Origin of the sequence: Clostridium sp. UMB9555A (assembly GCF_030222355.1) — a bacterium.
Taxonomy (GTDB): Bacteria; Bacillota; Clostridia; order Clostridiales; family Clostridiaceae; genus Sarcina; species Sarcina perfringens.
Genome location: NZ_JASORQ010000007.1, coordinates 32,508 through 46,976 on the forward strand (window position 1 = coordinate 32,508; position 14,469 = coordinate 46,976).

Consider the following 14,469-nt stretch of genomic DNA (forward strand, 5'->3'; position numbering starts at 1 on the left):
AATTAATAAGTAACCTTTTATGCTAAAATTAAAATTGCTGCTAAATTCTAATAAAGGGGGAATAAACAGTTATGAAAATTTTAGTTGTAGATGATGAAGTAAGTATTTTACAACTCATAAAAATGAACTTAGAAATAGAAGGTCATATTCCTATAACGGCTGAGAATGCTTTAGATGCATTAGAATTAGTAATAAAAGAAAAGCCAGATATAATAATTTTAGATGCTATGTTACCTGATATAAGTGGATTTAATTTAATCCCTAAAATAAAAAATATTGATGATATACCTATAATAATGCTAACTGCAAAAAGTGATATAAATGATAAGCTTTTAGGGTTACAATTAGGTGCTGATGATTATATAACAAAACCATTTAATAGCACCGAACTAATTTTAAGAATAAATATAGTTGGTAAACATATTTCAAGTGATTCAAAGAAAAAAGTAAAGGATTTAACTGTTGGAGATTTAACATTACTCTTAGATGAAAGAAAGGCTCTTGTTAAATCTGAATATATAAACTTAACCTTTAAAGAATTTGAAGTACTAAGGTGTCTTTGCCAAAATAAAAATAAAGTTTTTTCAAGAGAAGAACTCCTAAATAAAGTTTGGGGATATGATTTTGAAGGAACAACTAGGGCTGTAGATATTCTAATTCAAAGACTTAGAAAAAAATTAGGTCCCTGTCAAAATTACATAAAAACCTTATATAAGGCTGGTTATAAACTAGATGAAAAATAATAAAAAGCAAACAAATTTAAACTTAAAACAAAAAATTATTTTAACTAATTTATTAATATTAGCTCCCATAATAATTTTTATTTTCATAATAACTTATAACGCTTTAAGTAAAAATTTAATAAATAACTCTATTGAATATTTACTTGATAAAAGTAGAACAACAGAATCATATATACTTAATCTACTTTCATCAAATGATTCTGGAGATAAAGAAGATATTATTAGAGATAATGCTCCATTTATAGCTTCGACACTTAGTGAAAAATATAATGTGAGAATACAAATAATTAGTAATTCAGCCCAAATAATATATGATTCTTCCTCAGATGAAATCTCATTATTTGGTTCAGATATAAATAAAGCCTTAGATGGGCAGACTGCTTACATAGTAGAAAAAATAGATAACATACCTACTCTCTTCCTTTCTAGCCCAATATTTTATAAAGGTAAGGAATATGGTGCAATTAGACTAATATTAATGAATACAGAAGCCTATGAAATTTTAAGAAATACTTTAACCATATTTATTATAAGTGGTTTAATAGCCATAGTAATTGCCATCTTTTTAATAAATACTTTTGCTAAAGAACTAGTTAGTCCTTTAATGATTTTAAAGCAAAAATCTAAAAATATTTCTGAAGGAAAATTTAAAGAAAAGCTACATATAACAAGTGGAGATGAGGTTGAAGACTTAGCAAATACTTTTAACATAATGAGTGAAAACCTTGATAAATATATAAATGAAATAAAGTCAGCTAAGCTTCACCAAAAAAAATTTTTTGATAATGTATCCCATGAGTTCAAAACTCCGCTCACTGCCATAATTGGCTTCTCTGAAATAATTCCTAAGTTAAATGATAAAGAAAAAATAGTTCAAAGTTCAGCCCTTATAGAAAAAGAAGGAAAAAGACTTTTAAATTTAGTAGAAGAAATACTTCTTTTAGCTAAAAGTAACAAGAATACCTTTGAAATTGAATACACCTACATAGATGTTAAATCCTTAATAGATGATTGTCTAAAAATATTAAAAATAAAACTGGATAATTATGATATTAAGGTTTATAGAAATTATGAATCCTTTTTCATATATGGAGACCACGATAAAACAAAACAAGTCTTCATAAATATAATAGATAACGCTATAAAATACAGTGGTTGTGAAACCCTTAATATATCAACAAAGAGATCTCCAAATAAAATGGAGGTTATTATAGAAGATGATGGTACAGGTTTTATAATTAAAGATGAGTATGTTAATCCTAAAGGAAATGGACTTGGAATAAAAATATGTAAAGATATAATGCAAAGTCAAAACTATGGTTTCAACATAGAAAGCGAATTAGATGTTGGTACCAAGGTTACACTCTCCTTCTCTATTGGTAAAAATAATGAGATTAAGGAGGAGGATTTTAATGAGTAAAAATTTTAAAAATACACTTGCTATTTACTTATTTTTCATAGTAATAATACTTGCTACCTATATCTATTATTCTAGTAATATATATGACTCATTAACAATTGTTAAAAGTTCACAAGAGAATAAGGGAGATTTAAATATTAAAATACCTGATAAAATAATACTTTCAAATCCTTATTTAGGAACTACAGTAATATCAAATAAATCTGAACTTAATGAATTGCTTCAATATTTTAATAAAATATGCCTTACTAACTCAACTAAAGAAAATGCTTTACCCTTAGAGAACACCTTATTTATATCTGGTGAAATTTATTATTTAAATGGAGATAAAACTCCCTTTGAAATATCAAACATATTAAAATTAGACGGTGAAAGTTATTCTAATAACTCCTCCTTAATAAATATGCTTAGAAATAATCTAAAGGATGCATTTTATACTGTTAACAACCTTGAATCCATATTATCAAGTCCTGATAATCTAATAACCTATAAAAAGGATGGAACTATGAAAAATCTATCAAAGGATTCTAAATCTCTTTTATTAGAGGACTTTAAGTCCTTAAGACTTATGAATGATAATAAGGATTTTTTAAAAACTGATTTAAGTGAAATACCTAAACATCATTTAACTTTATATAGATATGCTAAAGAAGGAGATATCTCCAATAATACTTTTTATATAGATGTTTATAAGGACTACGTGATCATACAATATCTAGGTGATGAAAATGGTAAAAATATTTATTTAAAGGGGAATTTAAATGAAGAAATTTTTAAATAAAAAAATCACCATAATATTAACTATTATAATTCTACTATTAATAGCCAAATTACATATTATAAAAAAAGAAAAGGCTTTGAGTACATCTAACATGAACCATATAGTTGTTTATGGCTCTCTTAGAGAAGAAGAGGGAAAATATCTTCTTGAAAAATTTAAAAATGAATATGATTGTACTTATGAATATATAAAGCTTCCAACGGAAGAAGCTGTTCAAAGAATATTAGACACCAGGGATAATCCTCAAGGAGATATTTTTATTGGGGGAAGCTGTGATGGATATGAAATTTTAAAAAAGTATGATGCCTTAGAAGAATATAACTCTCCCTGGGCTAATAATATTCCTGCAAAATACAAGGATTTAAGAGGATATTGGACTGGTTTTCAAATAACTCCACTATCAATAGGAATAAACAAATCTCTATGGCAAACACATTTTGGAGATTCTGTTCCCTACCCTAAGAAAATTGAGGACTTATTAAATCCAGAATTTAAAGATAAAATAATACTCCCTAATCCTCAAACCTCTGGTACAGGATATACCTTAATGGCATCACTTTACCAAGAGTTAGGGAAAGAAAAATTTGAAACATTTATAGCTAAGCTTAATGACAATGTATCCTCTTCAACCATAAGTGGATTTAACTCAATTCAAAGGGTTGCCTCTGGTGAATATCTTATAACGGTTAACTTTCTAAGTGACCAATTAATAGCTAATAGATCTTCAGACAATATAATTAGCATAGTCCCTGAAAATGCTGGTTGGAATGTAGACTCTATAGCTTTAATCAAAAATTCTAAACATGAAAAAATAGCTAAAAGCTTTATAGACTTTGTATTATCAAAGGAAACTTCAAGTAACTTATCAAAGTTCTCTAAGGCTATTTCTACTAAGAACTTTGATACAAATCAATTTAAAATATATGATAAATATAATTTCTATCTCGCTGCTGAAGATAGGGAAAAAATAATGCAAATACTCTATAAAAATAAAGAGTAATTTAAATAATAATAACTTATATGTAAGTGAAATTTATTTAATAAACATCATAGTATTAAAATTAATTAAAATCTCTTAAATGTTACATTTATGAAACATTTAAGAGATTTTGTTGTTTAATTCTTATTTTATTATTAATAAGTAAACTGTTTTTTGAAAACATTAACACGTATAACACATATAACTAGGAGGATTATAGAATGTTTGGATTTTTTAGCCCAGCTCCAGCAATACCTAGACTTCCAAAAGATAAGGTATCATCAGCATACAAAGCATATCGTATTCGTATGTTCCTTATGATATTTATTGGATATACAGGTTACTACTTAGTTAGAAAAAACTTTGCTGTAGCATCACCATATTTAATTGATAACTATGGATTTTCAAAAACACAAATCGGACTTATAAGTATGGGACTTGCTGTATCTTACGGTTTAAGTAAGTTCATTTTAGGAAATTTATCAGACAAATCAAATGTAAAGAAATTTATATGTTTTGGACTTATTGCATCATCAGTATTAAGTGTTCTAATGGGATTTGCTCGTACAGTTCCAATATTCTTAATACTTATGGTATTTAACGGATTCTTCCAAGGTATGGGAGCTCCACCATGTTCAATAGTATTAGGTAAATGGTTCTCTCAAAAAGAAAGAGGACTTAAAATGGGAATATGGAATACTTCTCATAATATAGGTGGAGGTTTAATCGCCCCTATAGCAACTTTATGTTTATTAGTATTCGGACAAAATCATTTCCAATCAATATTCTTTGTACCAGCAATAATATGTACAATAGTAGCTTTATTCTGTTATGTAATTGGAGCTGATACTCCAGCATCTGTTGGATTACCTCCAGTTGAAGAATATAGAAATGATTATCCTGAAGTTAAGGCTGAGGTTAATCCAACAACTTTATCTTCAAAAGAAATAATGGTTAAATATGTTCTTAAAAATAAATATGTTTGGTACTTAGCACTAGCTAATATCTTTGTTTATTTAATAAGACAAGGTGTTGTTAACTGGATTCCTATATACTTAAAAGAATCAAAAGGATTCTCTGCTGCTAATGCAAACTGGGCAATGTTCTTATTTGAATATGCTGCAATACCAGCATCAATATTACTTGGATGGCTTTCAGACGTTGTATTCAAAGGAAAGCGTGCTCCACTTAGTATCTTATGTATGATCGGTGTTATCTTTGCCACAGTAGCTTACTGGCAAACAAGCAGTACATTAGTAACAATGATTTCTGTTGCATTTATAGGATGCTTCATATACGGACCTCAATTATTAATAGGAATGAACTTAATAGACGTTGTACCTAACTTTGCTGTTGGTTCTGCTACAGGTTTCTCAGGACTTTGCGGATACCTTCTTGGTGAATTCATGGCTGACTTCGTTTTAGGTATGATAGCTGATAGCTTTGGATGGAACGGTGCATTCATATTTATCATAATAGGTGCATTCATTGCATTACTTCTTTTAGCTTTAACTTTAAAGATAAAGAAAAATCCACAAGTTGAAGATAAGATAGCTTAATATTTTAATCACAATATAACTAAATATATACATATATAAATCAGATAAAGGAAACTAGGAGGCTCCCCCTTTCTAGTTTCCTTTTTTATTATAGAAATTAAAACTTATAAATATTTTTAGAGAATCACTGATTTTATCTAAAAACATATAAATTTTATTATCTTATATGCTTTAAAGTGCTTACTGGATGTCCTTTTAAAAGTTTATTTCCATCAGTATATCCTTCTTCTCTTCCTTCAAGCTCTTTAATTAATATTTTTCTTAAGTAATCTATTCTCTCCTTATACTCTTCTGAATCTATAAGATTAGTAAGCTCTTTTGGATCCTTCTCTAAATCAAAATATTGTTCTTCCCCTCTTTGAGAAAACCACAAAAACTTATCTCTCTTTGTTACAATGTAGTGGTTAGAATCCTCTCCAAAGGAATGCTCTCCATGAATATAATCTCTCCAAGTAGAATTTATTTCCTCTATTAAATCCTTAAGGCTTAAGCCTTCTACTGAATCTGGTATAGAAATGTTAGCAAAGTCTAATAAAGTTGGCATAATATCTCTTAACTCTAAAACTTCATCGAATACTTTTCCTTTTTTCCCTTTTAATAAGTTTCCTGGGTCATAAATAAAAAATGGAACTCTTGCACTTCCTTCATAAGGAATTCCCTTTCTAAACCAATTATGATCTCCCATCATATCTCCATGATCAGAAACAAATAAGAATATTGTATTATTTAACTCCCTATACTCAGATAAGGCTATTAAAAATCTTCCTATTTGATGATCAATATGAGTTATTGCCCCATAATAAGCAGCTTTAGCTCTTTTTAATGCCTTCTTATTAATTATTCCTTTTACACAATTTATATCTTTCCCTCTATTTTCTTCATCCTCTTTATTAGCCCAATCTCCCATTAAAGGTTCTGGTAAATCCTCATCCTTATACATATCAAAATAAAACTTTGGTGGATCTAAAGGGGAATGTGGTCTAACAAAGGACATATTTAAAAAGAATGGCTTACTTGGATCTCTTCTTCTTAAGAAATCTATTGATTCATTAACCACCCAATTAGTAGGATGTAAGTTTTCCTCATATCCCCAAGGTCTAGATACCCATGAATTACAATCAAGCCCTATATCTATTAAATCAACATTATGCCCTTTCTTTTCTCTAAACCACTTTAAATAATCATCACATTGTTCAATTTGAGTAGACGCTTTTCCTTCCTTATTTCTGGCAAAGTGTAAATACCCATCATGTAACATAATATTATGAAATCCACAAAGATTTCTCTCTGGATAAACATGCATTTTCCCAATACATTGAGTATGATAACCAGCTTTTGAAAATTCTGAAGCTATGGTATTTTCATAATTCCATGAAACTCCATCTTCATATCCAACTCTTCCATGAGATTTTTGGCTCATACCTGTTAAAATAGCTGCCCTAGATGCAATGCAACTTGGAACTGCTGTATAAGCATTTTCAAAATTATATCCTTCAGTGGCCATCATATCTAAGTTAGGAGTTTCTATAAATTCATTTCCATTAACCCCTAGACAATCTCCTCTCATCTGGTCAACCATGATTAAAACAATATTTGGCTTCATATTTAATCTCCCCCCAATTTTTCTCTTCATTTATACCAATTTAAATATATTATAACTTTTTCATTCTAAAATGTAGATTGTCTATTTTTACATATTTATTTATTATTTTTAGGCTCCTTTTAAACAAAGCCCACCTTTAAATTAATATCTTCCTATTAAAATTTCTACCAAATAAAATATACTCATCTTATAATAATTACTTTCTTAAATAAAAAAAGATTATATCAAAACTTAAAATAAAACATATAAACAATATATTTATAAATTTTATTTTAAGTTTTGATACAACCCTTTAATTTTATCCTATTTATTTTCCTCTAATAATTTTTTTATTTCTAATCTACAAGCAAAACACCCATAAGTATTGGCACCTGTCTCTTTTTTTACTTTTTCATAAGTATCTGCTCCATTTTTTATTGCTTCTATTATTGTTCCTTCTGATACCTTTTTACATCTACATACAATTCTATCTTTATCTATATTACCCATTCTAAAAATCTCCTTAAGTTAAAAATATATTTTTAGCTTACCACATAACTCTTCAATATATAAATAAAAAGATGCATCCAAACAAGAAATATTTTCTCTATTTAGATACATCCCTTTTTGCAAAACTATTTAAATATATGTCTTATATATTCCTTTGGATTATATATAAGTATTCTAGGTCCTGAAAACTTCATTACCTCTTTAACTTTTTCTTTCATATCCTTTTTATAACAATGAATAGGGCACTTTTTACAAGAACTTTTTTCATTTCCAAACTTACAATAAGTTAATCTCTTATGAGCATACTCTTCTAACTCCCTACACTCATTACAAAGTTCCCCATTTGAACCTCCATGTTTCTTCTTACAATAAAGCTTTATCATTAATGTTATTATCTCTTTTTCTTTATCTATTCTGTTCAACAACCTCACCTACTTTTACGGTTTTAATTCTAAAGATAAAATAATAGAATTTAAACATCATTAATATTACTATAAATATTTTTAGATGAATACTCTTTGATAATATAAGTGGAAATAATAACATAATATCAGCTGTAAGTAGTATAGTTAATTTAGTTTTTAAAGTCATAGACCTATTTTTTTCAAAGCTTTCTAAATGATTTTTATATATCTTTGTCCCTTTAAACCACTTATCAAACTTGTCTGATCCTTTAACAAAACAGAATGCTGTTAATAATAAAAATGGTGTAGTAGGTAATATAGGTAAGATTATTCCTATTAACCCTAATCCTAAGGAAATAAAACCTAAAATAACATAAAATATCTTAAGCAAGCTCATGTTTCACCTCTTCACATTGAATTAAATTTCCCTTATTAATTCTAAATACCTTTTCACATACCCTAGTTGTAGACTTTCTATGAGTTATAAGTATAAGTGTTTTATCTTTTAAATATGTTCTTATAGACTTTAAGATTATTCCTTCATTTAAAGTATCTAAGTTACTTGTAGGTTCATCTAAAATTACTATTTCACTTTCTCTTAGGAATACTCTAGCTAGTCCAATTCTTTGTTTTTCTCCTGAAGATAAGTTTCCTCCTAATTCTCCTACTTTTGTTTTATATCCATCCTCTAAACCCATAATAAACTCATGTATTCCAGCTTTCTTTGCAGCTTCTTTTACTTCATCTAAAGTTGCATCTAGCTTTCCTATTTTGATATTGTCTTCAATACTCATATTAAATAGACTTGTTTCTTGTCCCATTAAGGCCATTTTCTTTCTTAACTCTTTTGTCTGAATCTCTTTTACATTCTTATTTCCTAGGCTAATTTCACCCTTTGTAACATCCCAGAATCTCATAAGTAATTTTACAAAAGTACTCTTTCCAGTTCCACTTTCTCCAATTACAGCAATCTTGTCACCTAATTTTATATCTATGTTTACATCTTTTAATACATTTTCTTTTCCCTTATATGCAAAAGAAACATCCTTATACTCTATGTTGTTTCCAACTTTCATTCCTTCTCCTAAAACTTCTTCTACAGATGGCTTTTCATCTAATATATTAAAAATTCTTTGAGCTGAAGCAAAAGTTAAAAGAAGATTGTTAGATAGATTACTTAAGGCTACAACAGGTCCAAAGGAAGATGCTATTAAAGTAACCACAATTATTAACTCTCCTATTGTCATAGTTCCTTTTAAAACCTCTAAATAAGCAACATATAAAGCTATAAGTATTGTTAACATTATGATTAAATCACTAAAGGCTCTTATTATTCCCTCATGTTTTTTTATAACCTTTTGCTTCTCATTTAATTCTTCAGAGAATTTTTTTATATTCCCTCTTCTTTCATTACCATTGTTGAAAATTAAAACCTCTTTAATTCCTCTAAGAGAATCTAAAATATAAGAGTTTGTTTTTCCGAAGGCTTCTCTATATTGAACACCAGCTTCTTTTCCAAAGCTACTACTAATATAAGGAACCCCAAAACCTATTAGTATATAACCAATTATTCCAACTATACCTACTTTTACATTTATACTTAAAAGTATTAATCCCATTATGGTGTTAGTTATAATTGCTATACTTATTGGTGCTATAGTATGAGCATAAAAAACTTCTAAAAGCTCAATATCAGAAGTTATCATAGAAATTAAATTTCCCTTTTCCATTCCTTCTAATTTAGCTGGCGCAAGTTTTCTAAGAGCTGAAAACACTTTGTCTCTTAATATAACTAATATTTTAAAAGCTATATAGTGTCCACTTAATTGTTCTCCATATCTTAAAGGTCCTCTTAATATTCCAAGTACTATCATTAAAATAAGAGCTGTTTTAAATGAAAAACTTATAGTACTATCTATTAAACTTGATATTGCTACACTTCCAAATACAGTTATTCCTATAGCTGCTAAAAATCCTAAAACTCCCATAAATACTGTTATAAACATTACAGGGGCAAGAGGCTTAAGCTCAACTATAAGCCTTTTCATTATTGAAAAACCTGATTTTCTCATTTATATAACACCTCCTATTTCTAATTCATTTTGATAATTTACCATGCCATAATATTTGTTCTTTCTTTTCATAAGATCTTTATGACTTCCCTCTTCAACTAGAACTCCTTTATCTAGCATATAAATTCTATCTGCATTTTTAACATTAGCAAGTCTATGAGAAATAACTATTACTGTTTTCTCTTTTGATATTTCATTTATAGATTTCCAAATCATATTTTCACTTTCAACATCAATATTTGAAGTTGCTTCATCAAAGATTATTACTTCTCTATTTGCTAATATAGTTCTAGCTAAAGCAAGTCTTTGCTTTTGTCCTCCTGAAAGCTTTGATCCACCTTCACCAACTTCTAAATCTAATTTTTCCTTTTTAGAATTCACAAAATCTAAAAGGTTAGCCTTTTTTAAGGCATAATTTATCTCTTCTAAAGTTGCATCCTTCTTAGCTATTAATAAGTTATCCCTAACTGTTCCATTAAATATATAACTGTTAGTTGATATTATGGATACCCTATTATAAAGCTTTGAAAAATCAATATTATTTATATCAGCTCCATTTAAAGTTATCTTTCCTTTTGAAGCCTTATAGTTATTTAAAATCAATGAAGCTATAGTACTTTTTCCACTTCCACTTTCACCAACTATCGCTACATATTCTCCTTTATTTATTGATAAAGATATATCCTTTAAAACTTCTCTTTTTCCATCATAAGAGAAACTTACATTACAAAGAGAGATATTTGATATTTCATTAAGATTATTATCTGAAGAAACCTTGCTTTCATCAGCTTCTAAAACCTTAAAAATTCTATCTGCAGCAGCTATTCCATTCATAGCAATGTGGAAATATGATCCTAATAATCTAAGAGGTATGAAAAATTCTGCTGATATTAATAAAATTACTATCATTCCTCCAAGACTTACTGTTCCAGCTCTAAATTGTAATAAAGCCACTATACTTCCAAGGGCAGCTCCTCCAAAAGCAATTAAATCCATAACATTTATTGAGTTTAATTGCATACTTAAAACTTTCATAGTTATCTTTCTAAAGCTTTCAGCCTCTTCATTCATAAGTTCATGTCTTTCATTATCCACATCAAAAACCTTTAATGTTGTAAGCCCTTGAAGGTTTTCTAAGAATGTGTTTCCTAAATCTGAATACTGTCCCCAATATTCCTTTAATATCTTCTTTGCTATTTTCATTATTAATATTATTGATATTGGTATTAAAGGCAGACAAAGTATAAATACTAAAGCTGCTTTAAATGAAATAAATGCTAAAGCACAAAATAAAGTTAAAGGAGCTAAAATAGAATATATTAACTGAGGTAAATACTTACTAAAATAAACCTCTAAAGCCTCTACCCCTTCAACTGCCATTTGAACAATTGAAGATGTAGAATCTACCTTATCATATCTCATTCCAAGTTTTAAAAGCTTCTCATATATCTTATCTCTAAGAGTAATCTTAACCATCTCTGAAGATTTATATGAGAAGTGTCCACTTAATAAATTCACACAAAATCTTATCCCTAAAAGAGCAGCTAAAATTAATATTTTTTTATTTAAGTTTTCAATATTCCCTAAACTAAAAAGTTCCTGAATGCTAAACCCAATAACTATTATTGTCATCAGATTACAAATTACAGAAATCCAATTCATTAAAACAGTTAAACCTATGTATTTCTTAGATTCCTTACACAAGTTTAAAAGCCTCTTGTCTATCATCATAATTTCTACACCATCTTTCTGAAGTTTATAAAATTCATTTAACAAATAGTTTTTGGCATAAAATAAATCTCTCCAGTTTCATTACATTTGTTAATAACACCATTAACCTTATAAACTTCCTTTAATAAATTTTCATCTATTACATTCTCTGATTTTCCCTCTTTTACAATCTTTCCATCTTTCATGACAACAATATTATGACTATATTTAATTGCTTGATTTATATCATGTAAAACCATAACAACAGTTATCCCATTATCCTTATTTAACTTTTTTACAATCTCTAATATTTCTATTTGATGAAAAATATCTAAATAAGTTGTTGGCTCATCTAAAAATAAAATTTTAGGCTTTTGAGCTAAAGCCATTGATATAAAAGCTCTTTGTCTTTCTCCACCTGATAAATTCATAACTCCCTTATGCTTTAAATCATCAAGTCCTGTACATTCTAAAGCCCATTTAATTATGTTTTTATCCTCCTTGTTATTGCTTTTAAAATATCCTTTGTGAGGATATCTACCATAAGCAACAAGTTCTTCAACCTTTATATCCTTTGGCACACTATTTTGTTGATGAACAGTTGCTAAAATCTTTGCTATATCCTTATATTTAAGATTGTTCATGTTTATATCCCCCAAATAAACATGTCCAGTTTTACTTTTATTTAAAGCACATAATAGACTTAGCAAAGTTGATTTTCCACTTCCATTAGGGCCAATAATAGTTGTTATCTCTCCCTCTTTTATATCTATATTTAAATCATTAATGATATTTTTTTCTCCCTTGTAATTGAATGATAATTTTTCCCCTCTAATCATCTACATATCACTCCTTCTTAGTAGATATAAGAAGAACGGTGCTCCAATAACTGCCATAATTATTCCTGCTGGTATTTCATATGGCTTTACTAGCATTCTTCCTATTGTATCTGCAAGTAAGACTAATGCTCCTCCAACAAATATTGAAAAAGGAATCAAATATCTATGATCAGAGCCAATTAATATTCTACAAATATGTGGTACAACTAATCCAACAAAGGAAATAATACCTACAATAGCCGTTGATACACTCCCTAAAAATACAGCTACCACTGTTATGAGAATCATTTGTAAATCTGAATTAAAACCTAAACTTTTTGCATTTTTATTTCCTAAAACTATAACATTACATGATTTAGCTAAAATTAATGCAAAACCCATTCCTATTATTGAATATAAAAATAAAATTTTAACTTCATCCCATGAAGTGGCAGCTAAGCTTCCACTTATCCAAGATTGTATATTTCCTGCACCTACGCCACTACCTATAGTTAATATTTGTGATAGCCCTCCTAAAAGAGCATTTATAGCAGCCCCTGCAAGGACAATTCTCATAGTATCTAACTCTTTTTTATAAGCCATTAAATACACAACTATACAAGAAACAAGCCCTCCAAAGAAACCTACTATTGGTCTTATTGATCCTGAAGCTGGCATAAATATTATGAATATTAATGATACTAAGCATGCTCCAGAAGATATTCCTGTTACTTGAGGATCAGCCAAGGGATTTCTTATTACTGCCTGAAGTAATACCCCTGCCAAGGCAAGATTTCCTCCAACTAAAGCAGCTATAATAACTCTCGGCATTCTTAAATCTTTTATTATTCCTATATTTCCTTCATTACTTCCACTTAAAAGACCTTTTATTAGTTCACCAAAACTTATATCAATACTTCCTAGCTTTAAAGAAATTATCATTAAAATTAAAACTATTAATATTGATAAACCTATATATAAGCTTTTTAACTTATTATTTTTCACCATATATTATTTCACCTAACTTATCTAAAGATTCTGTTACTTTTAGGTTTGCACTCATACCAAAGTATCCATTTTCTAAGTAATAGACCTTTCCTTCTTTAACAGCTTCAATTCTGCTCCACGCTGGATCTGAAGCAAATTTTTCTTCAGCCATTTTTTTAGCTTGTTCAGGCATTCCATGAGTCATAACTAATACCATATCTGGATTTAGCTTTACTATTTCTTCATTGCTATATGAAACAAATGGCTTTTTATCATCTTTAACTATGTTATTTGCTCCGACCTTATCAACTAAATTTCCTATGTAAGATGAAGGCGTAGCAATCATCATGCTTCCTGGTGCTGCAAATACTAATAAAACATCCTTTTTTTCTTCTTTAGATAAGTTTACAAACTCATCTTCCTTAACTTTAAGCTCATTTAATATTTCATTTGCTTTTTCTTTCTTATTAAATCTTTCACCTAAAGTTGATATACTTGTTTTTAATCCTTCTAATGTAGTTAAATCTATAAATTCACTAGGTATATTGTTATCAGTAAATAGTTTTTTATAATCTTCTCCTAAAGTATCTACAGATACTACAACATCTGGATTTAAAGATTTTATTATTTCTAAATCTGGATTCATGGGATTACCAACCTTAACCGCATCTTTAGTACTTTCAGGCAAATCATAAGAACTAGTTGGAACTCCGCTTATCTTTACTCCTAATTCATCTAATATTTCTGTTACAGCAACAGAGGTTGCCACAACAATCTCTTCTCCATTTTCTTTTTTTAAACTTTCCTTTGATTCTCCAGAGCTATTTGAACATCCCATAACTCCAAAGCCTAAAAGGCATATTAAACTTAAAGCTATACCCTTTTTTAAAAACACTATTTTCCC

Annotated in this window: 14 protein-coding genes; 5 read left to right on the forward strand and 9 right to left on the reverse strand. The window is 28.4% G+C overall.

The window, feature by feature from the left end; all coding sequences use genetic code 11:
- Nucleotides 1-71: 71 nt before the first annotated feature.
- The 5 genes from QP548_RS14455 (at nt 72) to QP548_RS14475 (ending at nt 5,482) form a co-directional block, all read left to right on the forward strand.
- Nucleotides 72-743 (forward strand): response regulator transcription factor, encoded by a 672-nt coding sequence (locus tag QP548_RS14455; protein WP_061426188.1) that lies wholly within the window; start codon nt 72-74, stop codon nt 741-743.
- Nucleotides 733-2,163 carry a HAMP domain-containing sensor histidine kinase gene (locus QP548_RS14460; protein WP_061426187.1) on the forward strand — a complete coding sequence of 477 codons (1,431 nt, stop codon included), beginning with the start codon at nt 733-735 and terminating at the stop codon, nt 2,161-2,163. Before QP548_RS14455 ends, QP548_RS14460 begins: the two co-directional genes overlap by 11 nt.
- Complete coding sequence (locus QP548_RS14465) at nt 2,156-2,944, forward strand: DUF3919 family protein (RefSeq protein ID WP_061426186.1); 789 nt, start codon at nt 2,156-2,158, stop codon at nt 2,942-2,944. Before QP548_RS14460 ends, QP548_RS14465 begins: the two co-directional genes overlap by 8 nt.
- Nucleotides 2,925-3,944, forward strand: a complete 1,020-nt coding sequence (locus QP548_RS14470; protein ID WP_061426185.1) for an ABC transporter substrate-binding protein — start codon at nt 2,925-2,927, stop codon at nt 3,942-3,944. The genes QP548_RS14465 and QP548_RS14470 overlap by 20 nt, the downstream gene beginning before the upstream one ends.
- Nucleotides 3,945-4,144: 200 nt before the next feature.
- Nucleotides 4,145-5,482 carry an MFS transporter gene (locus QP548_RS14475; RefSeq protein ID WP_061426184.1) on the forward strand — a complete coding sequence of 446 codons (1,338 nt, stop codon included), beginning with the start codon at nt 4,145-4,147 and terminating at the stop codon, nt 5,480-5,482.
- A gap of 157 nt (nt 5,483-5,639) precedes the next feature.
- On the opposite strand, the gene QP548_RS14480 is transcribed toward QP548_RS14475, so the two are convergent.
- The 9 genes from QP548_RS14480 to isdE all read right to left on the reverse strand — a co-directional run bounded on the left by QP548_RS14480 (nt 5,640) and on the right by isdE (nt 14,460).
- Nucleotides 5,640-7,085 carry an arylsulfatase gene (locus tag QP548_RS14480; protein ID WP_061426183.1) on the reverse strand — a complete coding sequence of 482 codons (1,446 nt, stop codon included), beginning with the start codon at nt 7,083-7,085 and terminating at the stop codon, nt 5,640-5,642.
- A gap of 303 nt (nt 7,086-7,388) precedes the next feature.
- Nucleotides 7,389-7,574: a (2Fe-2S)-binding protein gene (locus QP548_RS14485; RefSeq protein WP_003464228.1), complete on the reverse strand. Its 186-nt coding sequence runs from the start codon at nt 7,572-7,574 to the stop codon at nt 7,389-7,391.
- 125 nt (nt 7,575-7,699) lie between these two features.
- Nucleotides 7,700-7,996 (reverse strand): nitrous oxide-stimulated promoter family protein, encoded by a 297-nt coding sequence (locus QP548_RS14490; RefSeq protein WP_081109926.1) that lies wholly within the window; start codon nt 7,994-7,996, stop codon nt 7,700-7,702.
- The gene (locus QP548_RS14495; RefSeq protein WP_003479981.1) at nt 7,980-8,375 is read right to left on the reverse strand and encodes a YbaN family protein; all 396 of its coding nucleotides are present in this window, start codon (nt 8,373-8,375) and stop codon (nt 7,980-7,982) included. The genes QP548_RS14490 and QP548_RS14495 overlap by 17 nt, the downstream gene beginning before the upstream one ends.
- On the reverse strand, nt 8,362-10,050 hold the full coding sequence (locus tag QP548_RS14500) for an ABC transporter ATP-binding protein (protein ID WP_057258269.1): 1,689 nt from the start codon (nt 10,048-10,050) through the stop codon (nt 8,362-8,364). Before QP548_RS14500 ends, QP548_RS14495 begins: the two co-directional genes overlap by 14 nt.
- Complete coding sequence (locus QP548_RS14505; protein ID WP_081109974.1) at nt 10,051-11,778, reverse strand: ABC transporter ATP-binding protein/permease; 1,728 nt, start codon at nt 11,776-11,778, stop codon at nt 10,051-10,053.
- Nucleotides 11,779-11,819: 41 nt separating this feature from the next.
- Entirely contained in the window at nt 11,820-12,599 is a 780-nt protein-coding gene (locus QP548_RS14510) for an ABC transporter ATP-binding protein (RefSeq protein WP_061426181.1), read from the reverse strand.
- Nucleotides 12,600-13,586 (reverse strand): FecCD family ABC transporter permease, encoded by a 987-nt coding sequence (locus QP548_RS14515; RefSeq protein ID WP_061426180.1) that lies wholly within the window; start codon nt 13,584-13,586, stop codon nt 12,600-12,602.
- The gene (gene isdE / locus QP548_RS14520) at nt 13,573-14,460 is read right to left on the reverse strand and encodes a heme ABC transporter substrate-binding protein IsdE (protein WP_061426179.1); all 888 of its coding nucleotides are present in this window, start codon (nt 14,458-14,460) and stop codon (nt 13,573-13,575) included. Before isdE ends, QP548_RS14515 begins: the two co-directional genes overlap by 14 nt.
- Between the last annotated feature and the right edge of the window lie 9 nt (nt 14,461-14,469).